This window comes from Streptomyces sp. NPDC054765, from assembly GCF_053612065.1.
Genome location: NZ_JBSHBP010000051.1, coordinates 24,954 through 42,536 on the forward strand (window position 1 = coordinate 24,954; position 17,583 = coordinate 42,536).

Below are 17,583 nucleotides of genomic sequence, written 5' to 3' on the forward strand. Positions count from 1 at the left end.
GCATACGAGAGAACGGGCAGGCGTGTGAGGGAGCGGGCGGCATACGAGGGAACGAGCCGGCATGCGAGGGCACGAGCCGGCATGCGAGGGAACCGGCCGGAAGCCGCCCGTCGTGGGCCGCGCACCGCCCCGGCGGCCACCCGGCCGTCCCGCCCCGGTATGACAAGCCGGACGCGCGGCTGAGTAAAGTGTCCGGGTGAAGATCGCGCTGATGGACTCCGGGACCGGGCTGCTCGCGGCGGCCGCTGCCGTGCGGCGACTGCGGCCGGATGCCGACCTGGTCCTCTCCTCCGATCCCGACGGTATGCCCTGGGGCCCCCGCACCCCCGACGATGTCACCGGCCATGCGCTGGCGGTGGCCCGTTCCGCGGCCGCGCACCGCCCCGACGCCCTGATCGTCGCCTGCAACACCGCGTCCGTCCATGCGCTGCCGGCGCTCCGCGCCGAACTGGAACCCCACATCCCGGTCATCGGCACCGTCCCGGCGATCAAGCCCGCCGCGGCCGGCGGCGGCCCGGCCGCCATCTGGGCCACCCCCGCCACCACCGGCAGCCCCTACCAGCGGGAGCTGATCGAGCGGTTCGCGGGTGGCGTGGAGGTCACCGGTGTGCCCTGCCCGGGACTGGCCGACGCGGTGGAAGCCGCCGACGAGGCCGCGATCGACGCCGCCATCGCGGCCGCCGCGCAGCGCACCCCACGGGACGTGCGGACCGTCGTCCTGGGCTGCACCCACTACGAGCTGGTCGCCGAACGGATCAGTGCCGCCCTCCGGCAGCCCGGAGCCCCCGCCCTCGTCCTGCACGGCTCCGCCGAGGCGGTCGCCGCCCAGGCGCTGCGCCGCATCGGTGCCGAGCCGGCGCCGGCGGCCGCCCCGACCGGCGCACTCAGCGTGATCCTCAGCGGGCGCCCGGCCGGACTGCCGGCCACTGCGCTCACCTACGCCGAGGGCCGGCTGCTCGCCGAGAGCCGTACCGACCTCCCCCCGGGGGCCTCGGCAGAGGCCGCTCCGACGGGCGACGGAGCCGCCACCGCCGCCCGCCGCTAGACGTCGGCCATGACGCCGGCGGGACCCCGGTGCGGGCCGTGCACGGCTCGTCCGATGCGCTGCCGTAGCGTGCAAAGACGCGTACGCTGCGTCTCATGAGGGACCACCCCCACGAGGGGGCAGCAGCCCCCGACGACCCTGGCACGACCGACGGCGCCGACAGCGGAGCGCACCCCACCGGAGGCTCCCACGCGGAGCTCCCCGAGGTCTGGCACGGCAGCGCCACCAACCGCATCCAGTGGCTGCTGGCCGCGGTCGGTGCGGCCTGTCTGGCGCTGGGCATCGAACTCGCCGTCGACAGCAACTGGACCGCGGGCCTCGCCCCCCTGGTGATGGCGGTGGTCGGCTGTGTCGCGGTCGGCCTGCTGGTGCTCTTCGGCACGCTCGCCTACGTCCATGTCGCGGTCCGCGTCGACAAGGACTGCCTGGAGGTGCGGTGCGGCCATATAGGGGTGCCCCGCCGCCGGATCCCTCTCGACAATGTCGTCGGCGCCGATTTCACCCCCCAGGTCACCCCCCGCCACTGGGGCGGCTGGGGTTACCGCTGGCGCCCCGAACAGGGCACCGCCGTGGTCGTACGCCGCGGTGAGGGCGTGGTGCTCCGGCTCGGTGACGGCCGCGACTTCACCTTCACCGTCGATGACGCCGAGGGCGCCGTCCGCGTGATCCGGGGCCGGCTGCGGCCCCGCAAGGGGACCCCGGCGGGCGCCTGAGCGCCCGGCGGAGGCGCGCACGCGGCACAAGATCCCCCAGGGCCGGGGGCCCGCCGGGGACGTCCCGTAGGGTCGGAGCATGGCAACCCCCGACTTCATCCGTGACCTCCGGAAAACCATCGGCCGGCAGCTGCTCTGGCTGCCCGGGGTGAGCGCGGTCGTCTTCGACGGCCAGGGCCGTGTCCTGCTGGGCAGGCGGGCCGACACCGGCGGCTGGTCGGTGATCGGTGGCATCCCCGAGCCCGGCGAACAGCCCGCCGAGACCGCGGTGCGCGAGGTCTACGAGGAGACCGCCGTGCGCGTGGTCCCCGAGGGCGTCGTCCTCATCGAGACCATGCCGCCCACCCATTACCCCAACGGCGACGTCTGCCAGTTCATGGACGTGACGCTGCGCTGCCGTGCGGTCGGCGGCGAGGCGAAGGTCAATGACGACGAGTCGCTGGAGGTGGGCTGGTTCGCCGTGGACGCCCTGCCGGAGCTCGAGGAGTACGCACTGACCCGCATCAAGCGGGCGCTGGAGGCCGGCCCGGCGTGGTTCCACGGGATGGGGGAGGAACCGGAGGAGCAGCAGCCCTGAGGAAACGGCCCGGGGAGCGCTCCAGGCGTTGATCCGGGGTTTCCCGGCGGACGCGGGGGCTACAGCTCCTCCGTCGACGGCTCGTCCATCGGGCCGGAGGGCTCACCGGGAAGCGTGGGCAGCTGGGATCCGTCCGGCACACCGGGCTCCCCGGACGGGCCCGGATCGCTGGGCCCGCCTGACGGCTCCTCGGTGTGCATCTCCCGTCTGTCCTTGCGGCAGGTCGTGATCCAGGTGCCGGTGGGACCGCTCTCGTACTGGCAGAACCAGCCCCGTACGGCCAGGGAACCCCGGTCGTCACGGGACTCCTGCGGAGCCCGGACAAAGAATTCGGCCATCACCCGGCGGGCCTCGTCGCAGCCCACCGTGCCACCGGCCCCCGGGTCCGCGTAGAGCGTGACGTCCCCGGCCTCGCCCAGCGCGCCGCGGAGTTCGCCGCAGTTCATCGGCTGCCCCGGGATGGTGGGTGACGCCTGGCCGGGGCCGTCGCCCGGAGTTCCGTTCGGGCCCGGCCCGGTGCCTGCCGAGGATGCCGCGGCCGTCGGGTCCCCGCTGTCGTCCGTGTCCCCGCAGCCCGCGGCGGCCAGGGCGAGCAGCACGGTCGGCACGGCGATGAGCCTCCGCATGTGGGCCTCCCTCGTGGCGGCGGTGCGCAGACGGCACGCTGCGTCGTACGACGGTAGGAGACCTCGGGAAGCGTGGCGATCCGGGACGGCCGATCGGGTGAAGCGCGGGGCGGCCCGGGAGCGGCGGCGGGCCGGCCGTCGCGCCGGGGCGGGCCGGCGCAGGCATCCCGTCCGACGTGTGCCGTCGCCATGCCCGGCGTACGAAGCGTGGTGCCGGGGGGACACATCGGTGCCGGACCCGGCGGCTGCCTAAGGTGCGGACATGACTGTGATCGGCACCCCAGGCCCGGTATCCCTCGACCTCGACGGCCGCACCGCGCTCGTCACCGGCGCGGCCGGCGGCATCGGACGCGCCTGCGCCCTGCGGCTGGCCGCGGCCGGCGCCACGGTGCGCGCGGTCGACCGGGACACCGCCGGCCTGGACGGCCTCGTGGCGGCCCGCCCGGTCGGCGCCCCCGGCCGCATCGAACCCCGGCCCCTGGACCTCACCGATCTCGACGCCGCCGAACGCGCCGCGGCCGGCGCCGATGTGCTCGTCAACAATGCGGGCCTCCAGCTCGTCCGCCCCATCGAGGAGTTCCCGCCCGAGGTCTTCCACCAGATGCTGACCGTGATGCTGGAGGCGCCCTTCCGGCTGCTGCGGGGCGCGCTGCCCCATATCTACGCACAGGGCTGGGGCCGCGTCATCAACATCTCGTCCGTGCACGGCCTGCGGGCGTCCCCCTTCAAGTCCGCGTATGCCGCCGCCAAGCACGGCCTGGAAGGGCTGTCGAAGACCGCGGCCCTGGAGGGCGCCCCGCACGGCGTCACCAGCAACTGCGTCAACCCCGGATATGTCCGCACCGCCCTCGTCGAACGGCAGATCGCCGACCAGGCCGCCGTGCACGGCATCCCCGAGGAACGTGTACGGGCCGAGATCCTGCTCGCCGACTCCGCCCTCAAGCGGCTGCTCGAACCGGAGGAGGTCGCCGAGGCCGTCGCCTATCTCTGCACCCCGCAGGCGTCGTTCATGACGGGCACCTCCCTGGTGCTGGACGGGGGCTGGACCGCGCACTGAGCGGCCCGCGGTCCAGCCCCCGTCCAGGGCGGCGGAGTCCGGCGCACCGCGACGAGCCGGAGGTATCCCTGTGACCGTGTCCAACGACCAGCCGGCGCCCGAGACCGGCCCCGGGCCCGAGCCTGTGGACGCGCCCCCCGCCGCCCGCCCGGCGCCCGCCCCGTACTGCGCCGGGTCCCCGCCGGGATCCAGCCGGCACCGCGGCTGCACCAGCTGTCCTCCGCCGTGGCACGCGATACCGGCGCGTAGCCGGGCCCGTGATCCGCGCCGGGCCCGCGGGCCCGCCGGTACCGAGAGCCGCCTCCGGGTGCGCGCCGCCGCGACCTGCGGCAGCGTGGTGGCGAAGCTTCACCCCCTTCCCACCGGACAAAGGAGTTCGTCATGGGTGACAAAGGCGCCATGGACAAGATGAAGGGCAAGGCCAAGCAGAAGGCCGGCAAGGCCATGGGCGACGAGCGTATGAAGAGCGAGGGCCGTACGGACGAGGCCAAGGGCAAGGCCAAGAGCGCGATGGGCAACGCCAAGGAGAACGTCCAGGGGATGAAGGACTCCCTGAAGGGCAAGGACCACTCCTGACGCCCGGCGGGGGCGTGGCGGACCTGCTGCCCCGTCTCCCGGAGCGTCCCCGGGCCCGCCACGCCCCCGCCGAACCTCAGATTCCTCGCCCTCTCAGGACGACACGGCCGACGAGGCCCCGCCGTCCGCCGTCTTCGATCCGCCGCTCCCGGGCCCGCGCCGGTGCCCGCTGCACGACCGCACCTGCCGTCGCCGTCCCCGATGTCCCTACGACGTCCGTCTGCGCCTGCGCTGCCTGGAGCATGCGCTCGAAGGTGCTGTCCGTGGCCCAGCGCCGGAAACGGGTGTGAAGCGTGAGCCACGAGCCGTACCGCTCGGGTACATCCTGCCCAGCCGTACCGGTCCGGACCTTTCACACGATCCCGTTGAGGACCTTCCGGTCGTCCAGCCGCTTCCGGCCGTGCTCCGGCCGGGGCAGCAGCGGACGGACGAATTCCCCTTCAGCGTCGGACAGTTCATGGCGATGGATCACTCAATCATGGCGATGGATCACCCAATCGTGATCCACCACACGAAAATCATTTCACGATGCAACCTGGGAGCGGGTCTCTGCGCGCCGGCTGCGGAGGAGCCAGAGCCCGCCGGCCGCGACCAGGCAGGGCCCCCACACAGACGGCCTGAACGGCTAAGGGGTGTCCTCCGACCTTCGCGGGCCCCCGATGCCTGGCACGGTGCCTTGCGGCCTTGCGGCCTTGCGGCCTTGCGGCCTTGCGGCCTTGCGGCCGTACCCGAGTGCGCCCAGCACGAGGACATCGCTCCGGCTTGCCCTGCACCGCACCAGACGCCGCCGGCTGATCCACGAAGATCGGAGAGACGCCCCCTTGGAGCCCACTCGGACCGAGGTCTCAGGAACGGACGGCCACCAGCAGGTCGGCCATGTAGCACTCCTCCACCATCCCGGCAGGGAAGGCCTCGCGCAGGTGCGTGTGCTCGTCGGCGGGGAACCAATGAGTGCCCGCCTTGCCGAGGACGAGAAACGCCGAGTGACTGCCGATGTTGGCGAGATGCGGAGGAGGGGCAGGGCATTGCCGTCGTAGGAGGCAGCCGGAGCAGGGGCCCGTGCGGGCTACTCCGCCCAGCAGGCGGGTTGCCCCTGCTGGGCGGAGTCGGGGGCTGCTGATCCTCCGGCGCTATGCGATCGCGGCCTCGTAGACCGCCTTCGACAGGCGGGCATTCTCCGGCGCCGCGCCGCCCGGGAAGGCGTACCGGCGGCGCGTGTAGCCGTATGCGAGTCCCGAGCGCGCGTCGCCGAAGGCGAGCGAGCCGGCCGCGCCGCTGTGGCCGAAGGTGTGCGCACCGAGCGCCGGGAAGATCACGCTGACCGCCTCGAAGCCCAGGGCGAACGTGCTCGGGTTGCGCGAGACCAGGTCGGTGCCGACCGAGTGGATGCGGGAGAACTCGGCGAGCGTCTCCGGCTTGAGCAGCGTACCCAGGCCGTTGAACGCGCCGATGCTCGCGGCGTACATCCCGGCGATGCCACGGGCATTTCCCACGCCACCGACCGAGGCCGGGCCCTTCGCCAGCACGGCGTCGGAATTGACGAAGGAGGTGAGGTCGAAGGACGGGTCGGCGCTGGTGTTGAAGGCGATGGCGGCCCGGCTGTAGCGGCCGCTGGCGTTGGCGGTCAGCTCGGCGAGCTGCTCGGGCGTCGGCAGCATCGGCAGCACGTCGCGGTGACGGGCCCGCTCGGACTCGGGAAGTCCCAGGAAGAAGTCAAGGGCGTACGGCGCGCGGACCCGCTCCTCATAGATCTCCTGGAGGGAGCGGCCGGTGGTGCGCCGTACCACCTCACCGGTGAGCGCGCCGATCACCAGGGCGTGATAGCCGTGGCCGGCACCAGCCTGCCAGAACGGCCGTTGTCCGGCGAGCCGTTCGGCGATGATCCGGTCATCGGCAAGTTCCTCAGGGGTGAAGCCGTCGTCCGCGCCGATGACGCCGGAACGGTGCGCGACCAGCTCGCGCAGCGTCAACGTGCCCTTGCCCTCGGCGGCGAACTCCGGCCAGTAATCGGCTACCTTGCGGTCGAGCTCCAGGACCCCGTCCTGCACGAGCAGCGCGACCACCAGATGGGCAGCGCCCTTGGTGGTGGAGAAGACACCGGTCAGCGAGTCCCCGGTGACGTCCCCCGCCCACAGGTCCACGACCAGTTCCCCGTCCTTGTACGCGGCGAGCTGGGCACCCGGGTCGTTCACCTCCCCTGCCACGAAAGCGGCGAACTCCTCGCGCACGCCCTCGTATCCCTCGGCGACGGTGCCGTGGACGGTGGTGCCCACATTGCCCTTCGACATCTTTCCCCCCTCGTCCGACGCAGCCTTGCGCTGCGTACGGAGCAAACCAACCAGGGGGCGGCCCCCGTCATTCCCGCAGCACGAAGGGATGTTCCGGCCGCACCGCCACCATGCCGGGTCCTCGGCCCTCCCTATCCTGGCCGCATGACTCGGACGCATTCCTATGACGTAGTGGTCGAATGGACCGGCAACCTCGGTTCGGGAACGGAGGGTTACCATTCCTTCAGTCGTGCCCATGAAGTCCTGGCGTCCGGGAAGACCCCCATAGCTGCCTCCTCCGATCCGGCCTTCCGGGGCGACCCGGGCCGCTGGAACCCCGAGGAGCTGCTGGTCGCCTCCGTCGCGCAGTGTCACATGCTCTGGTACCTCCACCTGTGCGCCGTTGGCGGGGTGACGGTCGTCGACTACGAAGACCGGGCGCACGGGACCATGACCATGGATGCGACCGGTGGGGGAGGCCGGATATCCGAGGTCATACTTCGTCCCGAGGTGACCGTCGCCGATGCCTCGATGACGGACACGGCTCGCACACTGCACGACGAAGTGCACTCGGTGTGCTTCATCGCCCGCTCGGTGAATTTCCCCATCCGTCATGAGCCCCTGATCTGCGTCCAGTAGGGCGGGCTACTGCGCTCTCCCGGGCCGGCCCGCTCGGTAACCAGGGTCTCCAGCTGCTCGTGGGCGGTATTTCACCCATCCGCTCCCGCCTCGGACTGCGGCGCCGACGCCCCGGCAAGCTGCCCGCCGACATTCTCACCCGGCCGGCCTTCCGGCCCGTGGCGGAGGAGTGGGGCAGCCGCTGTCCCGCCTGGGACCCTCATCGACTGCACTCGCTCCTATGTCGCGGAGTCACTGGGGGCGGGCAAGGACTACCTGGTGACGGACGCCCTGCTGCCGTTCGTCCCGTCGCCTGTGGCAGGGGGCCACGACGAGAGGGCTCTCGTCCCCTTCATGGTCGGCACTCCAGGATCGTCGAGGCCTGACCGGGTCTCGTGCCGGTGCGACCCGAGCGCGGCGGCCACGAACGACGCGACCAGCGGCCGGCGGTCCTGCTCGTTCCAGGCAAGCACCAGGCGGCTGGGCGGGGCGTCGGCCACCGGGACGCAGACCAGGCCGGCCGGGACCGGTTCGACCAGCGAGCGCGGCAGCACCCCGATCATCCGGCTCACCGTGATCATGTGGAGCAGCTGGACCACGTCGGCGACCTCGGGGCCGGTGCCGTCGCCCTCGGGGACCCCCTTCCAGCGCGGCAGCGTCTCGCCTTCCAGATCGGACATCCGCACCGCGGCGTGCCCGGCCAGCCGGTGCCCGGACGGGACGATGACCACACGGTCCTCGGCGAACAGCGCCTCGTGGTCCAGGCCGTACAGGTCGTCGAACGGCGCGTAGAGCAGGCCGACGTCGGCCCGGCCGTCGCGCAGGAAGTCGGCGCGGTCGGCGGGGCCGCTGAACAGGATGTCCACCCGGCGGGCGTCGGGCCGGCGGGCGTACTCGGCCAGGATTCCGGACAGCAGGCCGGCGTCACCGCCGGGCTTGAGCACGAGCCGCAGATGGGCCCGGGTGTCGCCGGCGCGCCGGGTGTTCTGGACGGCGGCGCTGACCGCGTTGAGCGCATGCCGCCCGTGTTCCCGCAACGCCTCCCCGGCCGGGGTGAGTTCGACGCGGCGGCTGGAGCGGATGAACAGCGGGACGCCGAGCCGGGTCTCGGTCCGTCGGATCGCCTTCGACAGCGCCGGCTGGGCGATCGAGAGCCGGACGGCGGCCCGGCCGAAGTGCAGCTCGTCGGCGACTGCGAGGAAGTACTCCAGCTCGCGGGTCTCCAGTTCAACCATGCCTCCAGGGTATCGCCGAAGAACGAACCGGTCTTGGACGCCGGCGGCGTAGGCCGTCAAGGATGGACGCATGATCAACCACACAATGATTGTTTCCTTCGATCAGCCGCTGCCCGCCACGGAGCTCGATCAATACCTCGCAGACATCGAACGGGTCATGCTCGGCTCCGGTCTCGTGCGGTCGGTCGCGGTCCGGCGTCACCTCCCCGTCCCCGGCGAGGAGGGCATTCCCGCGATGATCGCGACCGCGATCGTGCAGGTTGCCCTGGCCGACACCGACGCGCTGACGAAGGCGTTCGCCGCACCCGGCATGCACGAGGTCATCGACCACTGGCAGTCGCGGCATCCGTACCGGGTCGCCTGGGCGAACCACGAGCCGCTGGTATGAGCGACGTTTCCCGAAGGGTGGGACTGGTCACCGGCGCCGGCAGTGGGATCGGCCGCGCGACGGCAGTGGAGTTCGCCCGGAGCGGCGCCGCGGTCGCCGTGCTCGACATCGACGAGCGCACGGCGGCCGAGACCACCGAGATGATCAGGAAGGACGGCGGGGAAGCACTGACCGTCACCGTCGACATCGCCGACGAACGCTCCGTACAGGCGGCCGTCGAGCGCACGGTCACGGCGTACGGCGGCCTCGATTTCGCCGTGAACAACGCCGGCCTGGCCTCGCACCACCGGCAGCTCGACCGGATGACCCTGGACGAGTTCGAGCGCGTGGTCCACGTCAATCTGGCCGGGACCTTCCTGTGCATGAAGTACGAGCTGCCCTTGCTCCACGGCGGCGGCGCGATCGTCAACATCGCCTCCAACGGCGGGCTGTACGCGATCCAGCACGCCCCCGCCTATGTGGCTGCCAAGCACGGCGTGGTCGGGCTCACCAAGGCCGCCGCGGTGGACTACGCGCCGCAGAACATCAGGGTCAACGCCGTCTGCCCCGGCCCGACCCGCACTGCCGGGTTCGAAAAGGTGGCGGCCGGCACCGACATGGTTGCGCAGCAGACGGCGATCACGCCGCTCGGCCGGCTGGCCGAGCCGGCGGCGGTCGCGGCGGCGGCGGTCTGGCTCTGCTCGGACGCCGCGTGCTATGTCACCGGGATCGCGATGTCGGTCGACGGCGGGCGGCGGGCATGAGGTCCTCGCGGTCGAGCAGCACCTGGCCACCGAGGCGTTCCTGCGCGTCGCGCACGGCCTGGACGTCGTGCCGGGCGACGAGACCGCGAGGGATGTGATGCGTACGGTGGAGAGCCACCCGGTGCTGACCGTCGTGCTCGGGCACCTCGCCAAAGGCATCCCGTACCGGCCGCGGCGGATCGGCAACCGGCACGCATGCGCGACGCGGACGGCTAGTGCGGCAGCTGCAGTCCGGCGATGAGGATTTCGGCCAGTCGCCGTGCGTCGTAGCGGGGATCGCCGTCCGCGCCGATACAGAGGTTGCCGACTCCGCGCATGAGTGCGTAGGCATTGATGTCGGAGCGGATCTCGCCGGCGGCTGCTGCGGCTTCGAGCAGCTGGGCGCAGACGGGCACGAGGCGGTCGAGGAAGTAGGCGTGCAGCGTGTCGAAGGCGGCATTGTCGGACTGGAGCACCGCGGCGAGTCCGTGCTTGGTCACCAGGAAGTCGACGAAGAGGCTGATCCACCGTCCCAGTGCGGCATGCGGAGTCGGGCTGGTCGCCAGGAGTGTGGGACCGGCCTCGGCGCAGGCGTCGACCTGATGCCGGTAGACGGCGACGATGAGGTCCGCTCGCGTCGGGAAGTGGCGGTAGATCGTGCCCAGTCCGACGCCGGCCTTGGTCGCGATGTCGCGTACGGGGGCTTCCACGCCTGAGGTGACGAAGACCGCGGCAGCCGCGTCGAGCAGGGCCTGCTTGTTACGCCGGGCGTCCTTCCGTTGGGACTGGGCCGCGCGCTCTGTGCCCTGGTCGCTGTCGTTCATCGCGCTCCTCCGCCGTCATCGCACTTGCCAAACCGGAACCGTGTTCCGTATCGTTCTGGAACCAGGTTCCGTTTTGCTTATGATGCCAGAGCGGGAGCCTGACATCCAAGCCACCCATCGCCACCACGTTCCACCCGCAATGAGGAGACGCAGAGGCATGCAGTACCGCAATATGGGCCGCACCGGTGTGCAGGTCAGCACCCTCGCGCTCGGCGCGATGAACTTCGGCAAGATCGGGCGCACCACCCAGGACGAGGTCACCGCCCTGGTCGACGCCGCCCTTGAGGCCGGGATCAACCTGATCGACACCGCCGACGTGTACAGCGGCGGCGAGTCGGAAGAGATGGTCGGCAAAGCCATCGCCGGCCGCCGCGAGGACATCGTGCTGGCCACCAAGGCGAGCCTGCCGATGGGCGACGGGCGCAACCATCAGGGCGGTTCACGCCGCTGGCTGGTCACCGCACTGGACGACAGCCTGCGCCGCCTCGGTGTCGACCACGTCGATCTCTACCAGATCCACCGGTGGGACCCCCGTACCGGCGACGAGGAGACGCTGTCGGCTCTGACCGACCTGCAGCGCGCAGGAAAGATCCGTCACTTCGGCTCCTCGACCTTCCCCGCCTACCGCATCGTGCAGGCACAGTGGGCCGCCCGCACGCATCACCTGAGCCGCTACGTCACCGAACAGCCCAGCTACTCGATCCTGCAGCGCGGGATCGAGGCCCACGTCCTGCCCGTGGCCGAGGAATACGGGCTCGGTGTGTTGGCGTGGAGCCCGTTGGCCTCGGGCTGGCTGTCGGGCGCGATCCGCGAGGGCCAGGAGATCACCAGCAACCGCTCGGCGTTCATGCCGCAGCGTTTCGATACCGCCGTCCCTGCCAACCGGGCCAGGCTCGAAGCCGTCGAGCGGTTGGCCAAGGTCGCCGACGAGGCCGGCCTGACCATGATCCAGCTCGCGCTCGGATTCGTGACCGCGCACCCTGGCGTGACCGGCGCGCTCCTCGGCCCCCGTACGCTGGAGCACCTGCACTCGCAACTCGCCGCCGCAGACACCGTGCTCTCCGCCGACGTACTCGATGCGATCGACGCCATCGTGGCCCCCGGCACCGACCTGGCCGCGCACGAGAAGAACGACACTCCGCCCGCGCTGCTCGACCCGTCCCTGCGACGCAGCTGACCGGCCGAGGGACCGCCGCAACCTCCTCTTCCCTGCACTTCTCGGATCCGCGGGAATCGCGCAGGTGCCCGGTGAGCCTCGACGGCCCGGGTGCAGACCTCCACGGCATGCGGCGACTTGCCGGGCGACTGCGTCGACGCCCCGGCCGAGATCAGCGGCCGCTGCGGGTGCTGCGCCAGCGGCTGGGCGGCAGGCCGGTCTGACGCTGGAAGAAGGCGGTGAAGTTTGCGGCGTCGGTGAAGCCGACGCGCTCGGCGCAACGGGCCGCAGACAGGTCGGTGTGGGCGAGCAGCCGCTGGGCCTCCAGCAGGATGCGCCGGTCGAGGAACTGCTTGGCGCCCAGGCCGGTGGTGGCGCGGGTGGCGCGGGTGAGGGTGCGCCGGTCATAGCCGAGGGCCTGCGCGTAGTGGTCGACTTGGTGGCAGCGGGCGAATTCCCGCTCCACCGCCGCGCGGTAGCGGTGGAAGACCCGGTGGTCGTGGTCCTGGCCGACGGGCGCGGGGGCCGGTTCGTCAGGAAGCGCCCGCAGCACCAGGGCGGCGAGCAGGTGGGCCAGCAGCGGCGGCGAGGCGGCCGGTTCGGCGAGGGCCGCAGCGTACTCGGCGGCGAGGTGGTCCGCGGCAAGGAGGGTCAGTTCCCGGGCCCGGCCGTCCAGCCGCCACGTGCTGGACGCGAAGGAGTCCGCCGCGGCGTGGGCGGCGGGGCCCGGTGCGGGCAGGAAGCCCGGTTCACACAGGATCAGCGGCCCGTCGACGCGGTCGACGTCGGTCCACCGGTGCACCGTGCCGGGGCGGATCCACACCACGCTGCCCGGCCGCAGCAGGTGTTCGGCGAAGTCCGCCTCGTGCCGGCCCTCCCCGGACCGGACCAGGGCGAGGACGTGGAAGTCGGGGCGCTGCGGACGGGTCCGGCGGCGCTCGGGGTCCATCCGCCGCAGCCGCTCGAAGCCGAGCACCTCCACGCCGAGGCTCGCGCCGGGAGCCGGGGCGTAACGTAGCTGCCGGATCGCGGCGGGCGGTTGACCGTTATCCACAACAACTGCGCTCCTTTCCACCGTGCCCCGGCTGGTCGCCGCCCGTAGCGTCGACGGCAGACACCCCTTGCCGACACGGCTTCTGGCACATAGGAAGCCGTGCGGCGACGTCTGGCGTTCGACCCACGGAGAGTACCGAGATGACCGAAACCACAATCTACACCGGCACCGTCCCCGTCGCGGGAGGACAGATCCGCCTGCACCAACGGGGGCAGCAGGGGCCGGCCCTTGTCCTGGTGCATTACTGGGGCGGATCGGCGGCAACCTGGGAGGCGGTCGTGGACCGGCTGCCGGCCGACCGCAAGACCGTCCGCTTCGACCAGCGCGGGTGGGGTGCTTCCCGCTCGCTGTCCGGGCCGTACCACCTCGACCGGCTCGCCGACGACCTCCTCGACGTGGTGCGCGGCGCCGGCCTGGAGCGTTACGTCCTGGTCGGCCACTCCATGGGCGGCAAGGTCGCCCAACTCGCCGCCGCCCGGCGGCCGCAGGGGCTGGCGGGCCTGGTGCTGGCGGCCCCGGCACCGCCGCGGCCCCCGGCGTATGTCACCGCCGAATACCGGGAGTTCCTGTCGCACGCCTACGACTCGCCGCAGGCCGTCGAGCAGGCCCTCGACGAGGTGCTGACCGCCGTCCACCTCGACGGTTCCACGCGGGCCGCGGCGGTGCGCGACAGCCTTGCTGCCGAGGAGCCGGCACGCCGGGAGTGGCCGCTGCACGGCATCGCCGCGGACATCACCGCCGCCGCCCGGCAGGTCGAGGTTCCCGTCCTGGTGCTGGCCGGTGAGCACGACCGGGTCGAGCCGGCCGGCACGCTGCGCGACCACCTCTTGCCCCACCTGTCCCACGCGGTCCTGGACGTCCTGCCCGGCTGTGGGCACCTGCTGCCGCTGGAGGCCCCCGCCGAGGTTGCGGCGCGGCTGGAGAGCTTCCTCGCCGACCTCGACACGTGATCCTCGGCCAAAGCACCGGTCCCGGTTCGGCCAACCCGGCGAACCTTCCAGCACGTCGAGTTCACGGTGCGTCTTCGCGCGCCGTGCGGGCTGCCTCGCCGTTTGCCGGTCGCTCTTGGTCCGTGTCGCCGGAGACGGTGCGCAGATCGAGGTCCCAGTCCAGCTGGAGGGCCAGTGTGTCGTCACCGGGACGCTGAGGGGACGGTGCCCGGCCGGTGCGTGGGGGAGTGCGGATGCCGCGGGAGATCTCTCCGCTGGCGGTGACGTTGTGTTCCACGCGGGGGCGGCGGCATGCCTCGTAGAGGGAGAGCGCGCTCTGCGGATCAGGCGTGTCCCGCAGGGACTTGGCGAGGATGACGGCGTCCTCCAACGCCATCGAGGCCCCTTGTCCCGTCGCCGGTGAAGCCGCATGCGCGGCGTCACCGATGATCAGCATCCGCCCGGAGCGCCAGGGCGTTCCGAGCGGGATCTCGGTGGCGTTGGTGGCCATGATGCCGTCGGAGGAGGCCGCGACGATGCCCGCAGCGGGGGAGGCGTCCTTCCGCAGCAGCTCCACGAGTTGCTCCCGCCGGCCGGCGGGCGTGGGGTGTGCGAGTTCGTCGGCGGGGATGGCTTGGCCGGCGACGCGGGCGAACCAGTACGTCTCCCCGTCCGGCGAGACCGCGTAGCCGAAGGCGGCGGTGCTGCCCCGCACCATGGTGATGTGCCCCGTCTCCGCCGGCACCGGGGTGCTGCGTGTGTAGCCGTAGAAGACGCTCTGCCCCGCGTAGACGGGGTCCGCGCCGGGCGCGATCGCTCGCCGGATGATCGAGTTCAGGCCGTCCGCGCCGATGAGCAGGTCTCCGGTCGCTACGCTGCCGTCGGCAAAACGCGCGGTCACCTTGTCCGGACCGTCCTCAACGGACACCAGCCGCGCCCCGTGCGACAGGCCGATGCCCCGGCGGGTGACCTCGGCCTGCAAGGCAGCGTTCAACTCGCCACGGCGCAGGCATCGGTAGCGCAGGATCGTGTCGTCGGCTTCCCCCAGCGGAACATGGGCCACCTCACCGCCCTGGTCGTCGAGAACACGCATCGAGCGCAGCGGAAAGCCGATCGCGGTGGCCGCCTCCGAGGCGTCGAGCTGCGCCAGCGCGCGCATTCCGTTGCTCGCCAAGGTCAGGAACGCCCCGATGTCCTGGGCTGTGTCGGGATGCGCCTCGTGCACGTCGACGTCGAATCCCGCCTTGTGCAGGGCCAGTGCGGTCGCCGTACCGGCGATCCCGCCGCCGATGACCAGTATGCGTGTCACGTGCCACTCCGCTCTCTTGTGAGGCCTCGCCGGGTGTCCAGAGCAATGATGTACCCGGTCGGCCCGGTGTTCAGGATTCAGGTGGCGATGCTTGCCTCTCGCCTCCGGCCGGCATGGTCAATGATGCGACGGGGCTGCCGACTTCGAGATCCCGAACAGCGGGCCGACGTGGCGCAGGTTCAGGTCGGTACGCCAGTAGGCCGCGGCCGGCAGCTGACGGGACAGCGCTTGGACCGCGGTTGACGAGACACCGCTGCGCCGGGCCCGGGGCCCCGGCTTCAGCCATCTCCGGCCGGACCGCACTCGGACCCGTAGCCGCGGCAAAGCGACCCCCCGGCCTTCGGCGCCACCTCTCTCGACCACCACCTCCGCGACGGCATCCCGCACAGGTCCCATGCCCCGCCCTGGTCTGCACCACCGGCCCGCGGCCGCATAGGAGGACGGCCTCGTGTGGATCCGGTCGATTTGGTCGCTTTCATGCTCCAATGTCGGGATCAGGTCTGGTAGCCCTCTCGGCAGGGAACGGGTCACCCGCGTTCCCCGGCGCCAGATCTTGATCCGCCTGGCGGTAGGCCCCTCACCAGCGAAAGGACATGCAGGATGTCGAATCACTTCACCGGTCTCAATCTTGGCGCACCGCTCGGAGACCAAAGGCTCGATCTCTGTGACCTCTACGCGTTTCAGTCCCCCGCTGACCCGGCGAGGACGGTGCTCATCCTCAACGCGAACCCGAATGCCGATGCTTTGCACCCCGATGCCATCTACCGTCTCAACATCGACAATGACGGGGACTGTCTCGCCGACATGGCGATCAGTTACGTCTTTTCTCCACCCCAAGACGGCCGTCAGACATTCAGTGTCTTCATGGCGAAAGGCGAGGAGGCCCGCTCGCCCGAAGCCGTCGGACAGCAGGTCGTTGCCGACGCCGAGGTGTCGTTCGGCACCATGGCGAACCGCTTCACCTCTGGTCACTACACCTTCTTCGCCGGTAGTCGTAGCGACGCCTTTTTCTTCGACTTCGACGGGATCAAGAACCTCTTCGACACCACCGGCGGCAGAAACTTCACCGCGCCTCATCTCGGGGGCAAGTCGCCGTGGACCGGAGTGGACTCGAACACCGAAGCCAACGTGTTCTCGACGGTTGTGGAACTGCCGACGAGTGAGCTCCGCGCCAACCCCGAGATCCGCATGTGGGGTCGTTGCAGCGTGCGGAGAAATGGGCAGCTCGTCCATGCCGACCGTGCGGGCCACCCTTCGGTCAGCAGCTTTTTCAACACCGACGAGACGAAGGAGGAGTACAACGCCAGTGAGCCGGTGAACGATCGTGATCGTTGGACGGATCTGTTCGTCCACCTCATGGGGCACACCGGCAACTACACGCGAGAAGAGGCGATCGCCGCGATGGACGCCGACCGCATCCTGCCCGACATGCTGGTTTTCGACCCCTCGAAGCCCGCGCAATACCCCAACGGCCGTGTCTTCACCGACGACGTCATCAATTACCGGCTCTCCTTCCTCTCGAAGGGCGACATCCCTCCCACCGGACTGGCACCTCACACCGACCTTCTGGGCGAATTTCCCTACCTCGGCAATCCGCACCCCAAGACGAACTGACCGCCGCGTCGCGCTCGTCCGGGGAGAGCTGCACGGGCAGGTTGAGGCCCACCGGGGCGGCGAAGGTGAACTGGCGGGCGCGTTTCGCGGAGCCGGAGGTGTGGCCGAGGCTGCTGAGGTGGCCGAGGTGGCCGAGGTGGCCGAGGTGGTCGACGTGGCTGAGGTGGCTGAGATGGTCGACGTGGCCGAGGTGGTCGTCGATGGAGATCAGTGGGAGGCCGGGCGCTTCCCTCACCTCACGATCGGGGCGTCGAGCAGGCTCTCCCCGGGGGACAAGATCTGCTGAGGCCGATACCCGTATCATGATCACCGAATCGAGGGTCTGGCGCGATTCACAGTCCTTCGCCGACACTGACAGCAGGTACGGCACCGCACCGGACGGGTACCACCGCATCATCTCCACGCTACGTCGGCGGAGTTGAGCCTCGCCGAGAGAGGGGGCGCGGCATCGGCCCCTGACGTGCCGGCCGGCCTGCGTATCCAGAAGTTCGTCGACGCCGGCCTGACCGTGCGACCCCTCGCGGCCCGACCGCCCCTTGCGACCGTAGAACACCGAGGAACCTCATGCCCCCCTCAACACCGCAGCCGCACAACAAGCTCGCTGCCCAGCTCCCGCGTCCCGCGAAGCCCGACTACAGCAACGTCTTCATCGAACCGGTCTACCGGAACAGCTTCCTCGAAGACGACCTGGAGGACGATCTCGACGTGCCGGCCACCTCCCGCGTCGAATACTGATGCTCTCGGGCGCGGGGCAGCTCACGGTCCACTTCCGGCTGCGCAGAAAGCACCGGTCTTACGTCCGCCTGCGGGGAGGCGCACGTCGTGGTGACCGTGGTACGAGCCCTGCATCGGTTCACCTCCGCTCGCGCGGCG

The 17,583-nt window shown here is 71.1% G+C and carries 20 protein-coding genes and 2 pseudogenes; 13 read left to right on the forward strand and 9 right to left on the reverse strand.

Features of this window, described 5'->3' with window-relative positions:
- The first annotated feature begins 196 nt into the window (after nt 1-196).
- From ACWGJY_RS27275 to ACWGJY_RS27285, 3 genes are all read left to right on the forward strand, one after another.
- Nucleotides 197-1,045 (forward strand): glutamate racemase, encoded by an 849-nt coding sequence (locus tag ACWGJY_RS27275; RefSeq protein WP_453263494.1) that lies wholly within the window; start codon nt 197-199, stop codon nt 1,043-1,045.
- A gap of 95 nt (nt 1,046-1,140) precedes the next feature.
- The gene (locus ACWGJY_RS27280; RefSeq protein ID WP_453263495.1) at nt 1,141-1,758 is read left to right on the forward strand and encodes a hypothetical protein; all 618 of its coding nucleotides are present in this window, start codon (nt 1,141-1,143) and stop codon (nt 1,756-1,758) included.
- Between the two features lie 79 nt (nt 1,759-1,837).
- The gene (locus ACWGJY_RS27285; RefSeq protein ID WP_453263496.1) at nt 1,838-2,335 is read left to right on the forward strand and encodes an NUDIX hydrolase; all 498 of its coding nucleotides are present in this window, start codon (nt 1,838-1,840) and stop codon (nt 2,333-2,335) included.
- A 59-nt stretch (nt 2,336-2,394) separates the two neighbouring features.
- Here the strand turns inward: ACWGJY_RS27285 and ACWGJY_RS27290 are convergent, their stop codons facing one another.
- Nucleotides 2,395-2,961, reverse strand: coding sequence for a hypothetical protein (locus ACWGJY_RS27290; RefSeq protein ID WP_453263497.1), 567 nt, complete (start codon nt 2,959-2,961; stop codon nt 2,395-2,397).
- A gap of 262 nt (nt 2,962-3,223) precedes the next feature.
- Here ACWGJY_RS27290 and ACWGJY_RS27295 point away from each other — a divergent pair, with 262 nt between their 5' ends.
- Together ACWGJY_RS27295 and ACWGJY_RS27300 are read left to right on the forward strand one after the other, a co-directional pair.
- Nucleotides 3,224-4,018 carry a 3-hydroxybutyrate dehydrogenase gene (locus tag ACWGJY_RS27295; RefSeq protein ID WP_453263498.1) on the forward strand — a complete coding sequence of 265 codons (795 nt, stop codon included), beginning with the start codon at nt 3,224-3,226 and terminating at the stop codon, nt 4,016-4,018.
- Nucleotides 4,019-4,399: 381 nt separating this feature from the next.
- The gene (locus ACWGJY_RS27300; protein ID WP_453263499.1) at nt 4,400-4,594 is read left to right on the forward strand and encodes a CsbD family protein; all 195 of its coding nucleotides are present in this window, start codon (nt 4,400-4,402) and stop codon (nt 4,592-4,594) included.
- Nucleotides 4,595-4,670: 76 nt separating this feature from the next.
- Here ACWGJY_RS27300 and ACWGJY_RS27305 read toward each other — a convergent pair.
- The 3 genes and pseudogenes from ACWGJY_RS27305 to ACWGJY_RS27315 all read right to left on the reverse strand — a co-directional run.
- Nucleotides 4,671-4,931: pseudogene (locus ACWGJY_RS27305) on the reverse strand (hypothetical protein); the annotation flags it as partial.
- A 15-nt stretch (nt 4,932-4,946) separates the two neighbouring features.
- Complete coding sequence (locus tag ACWGJY_RS27310; protein ID WP_453263500.1) at nt 4,947-5,066, reverse strand: transposase; 120 nt, start codon at nt 5,064-5,066, stop codon at nt 4,947-4,949.
- Nucleotides 5,067-5,724: 658 nt separating this feature from the next.
- Nucleotides 5,725-6,882 (reverse strand): serine hydrolase domain-containing protein, encoded by a 1,158-nt coding sequence (locus ACWGJY_RS27315; protein ID WP_453263501.1) that lies wholly within the window; start codon nt 6,880-6,882, stop codon nt 5,725-5,727.
- A 144-nt stretch (nt 6,883-7,026) separates the two neighbouring features.
- Here ACWGJY_RS27315 and ACWGJY_RS27320 point away from each other — a divergent pair, with 144 nt between their 5' ends.
- Nucleotides 7,027-7,500 (forward strand): OsmC family protein, encoded by a 474-nt coding sequence (locus tag ACWGJY_RS27320; protein WP_453263502.1) that lies wholly within the window; start codon nt 7,027-7,029, stop codon nt 7,498-7,500.
- A gap of 251 nt (nt 7,501-7,751) precedes the next feature.
- Here the strand turns inward: ACWGJY_RS27320 and ACWGJY_RS27325 are convergent, their stop codons facing one another.
- The gene (locus tag ACWGJY_RS27325) at nt 7,752-8,714 is read right to left on the reverse strand and encodes a LysR family transcriptional regulator (protein WP_453263503.1); all 963 of its coding nucleotides are present in this window, start codon (nt 8,712-8,714) and stop codon (nt 7,752-7,754) included.
- Between the two features lie 70 nt (nt 8,715-8,784).
- Here ACWGJY_RS27325 and ACWGJY_RS27330 point away from each other — a divergent pair, with 70 nt between their 5' ends.
- Both ACWGJY_RS27330 and ACWGJY_RS27335 read left to right on the forward strand, forming a co-directional pair.
- The gene (locus tag ACWGJY_RS27330; protein ID WP_453263504.1) at nt 8,785-9,102 is read left to right on the forward strand and encodes a hypothetical protein; all 318 of its coding nucleotides are present in this window, start codon (nt 8,785-8,787) and stop codon (nt 9,100-9,102) included.
- On the forward strand, nt 9,099-9,845 hold the full coding sequence (locus ACWGJY_RS27335) for an SDR family NAD(P)-dependent oxidoreductase (protein WP_453263505.1): 747 nt from the start codon (nt 9,099-9,101) through the stop codon (nt 9,843-9,845). Before ACWGJY_RS27330 ends, ACWGJY_RS27335 begins: the two co-directional genes overlap by 4 nt.
- A 212-nt stretch (nt 9,846-10,057) precedes the next feature.
- On the opposite strand, the gene ACWGJY_RS27340 is transcribed toward ACWGJY_RS27335, so the two are convergent.
- Nucleotides 10,058-10,648, reverse strand: a complete 591-nt coding sequence (locus ACWGJY_RS27340; protein ID WP_453263506.1) for a TetR/AcrR family transcriptional regulator — start codon at nt 10,646-10,648, stop codon at nt 10,058-10,060.
- Nucleotides 10,649-10,805: 157 nt separating this feature from the next.
- Here ACWGJY_RS27340 and ACWGJY_RS27345 point away from each other — a divergent pair, with 157 nt between their 5' ends.
- Nucleotides 10,806-11,825 (forward strand): aldo/keto reductase, encoded by a 1,020-nt coding sequence (locus tag ACWGJY_RS27345; protein ID WP_453263507.1) that lies wholly within the window; start codon nt 10,806-10,808, stop codon nt 11,823-11,825.
- Nucleotides 11,826-11,976: 151 nt separating this feature from the next.
- On the opposite strand, the gene ACWGJY_RS27350 is transcribed toward ACWGJY_RS27345, so the two are convergent.
- A complete protein-coding gene (locus ACWGJY_RS27350; RefSeq protein ID WP_453263508.1) occupies nt 11,977-12,858 on the reverse strand; it encodes a helix-turn-helix domain-containing protein in 882 nt (293 codons plus the stop codon).
- 140 nt (nt 12,859-12,998) lie between these two features.
- Here ACWGJY_RS27350 and ACWGJY_RS27355 point away from each other — a divergent pair, with 140 nt between their 5' ends.
- On the forward strand, nt 12,999-13,808 hold the full coding sequence (locus ACWGJY_RS27355; RefSeq protein WP_453263509.1) for an alpha/beta fold hydrolase: 810 nt from the start codon (nt 12,999-13,001) through the stop codon (nt 13,806-13,808).
- A 61-nt stretch (nt 13,809-13,869) separates the two neighbouring features.
- Here the strand turns inward: ACWGJY_RS27355 and ACWGJY_RS27360 are convergent, their stop codons facing one another.
- On the reverse strand, nt 13,870-15,096 hold the full coding sequence (locus ACWGJY_RS27360) for an FAD-dependent oxidoreductase (RefSeq protein ID WP_453263510.1): 1,227 nt from the start codon (nt 15,094-15,096) through the stop codon (nt 13,870-13,872).
- 107 nt (nt 15,097-15,203) lie between these two features.
- Nucleotides 15,204-15,309, reverse strand: a pseudogene (locus ACWGJY_RS27365) (transposase family protein); the annotation flags it as partial.
- Nucleotides 15,310-15,696: 387 nt separating this feature from the next.
- Between ACWGJY_RS27365 and ACWGJY_RS27370 the strand changes: the two are divergent.
- The 3 genes from ACWGJY_RS27370 (at nt 15,697) to ACWGJY_RS27380 (ending at nt 17,445) form a co-directional block, all read left to right on the forward strand.
- A complete protein-coding gene (locus ACWGJY_RS27370; protein ID WP_453263511.1) occupies nt 15,697-16,710 on the forward strand; it encodes a DUF4331 family protein in 1,014 nt (337 codons plus the stop codon).
- A gap of 100 nt (nt 16,711-16,810) precedes the next feature.
- Nucleotides 16,811-16,996 carry a hypothetical protein gene (locus ACWGJY_RS27375; RefSeq protein ID WP_453263512.1) on the forward strand — a complete coding sequence of 62 codons (186 nt, stop codon included), beginning with the start codon at nt 16,811-16,813 and terminating at the stop codon, nt 16,994-16,996.
- Nucleotides 16,997-17,274: 278 nt separating this feature from the next.
- On the forward strand, nt 17,275-17,445 hold the full coding sequence (locus tag ACWGJY_RS27380; protein WP_453263513.1) for a hypothetical protein: 171 nt from the start codon (nt 17,275-17,277) through the stop codon (nt 17,443-17,445).
- Nucleotides 17,446-17,583 lie beyond the last annotated feature (138 nt).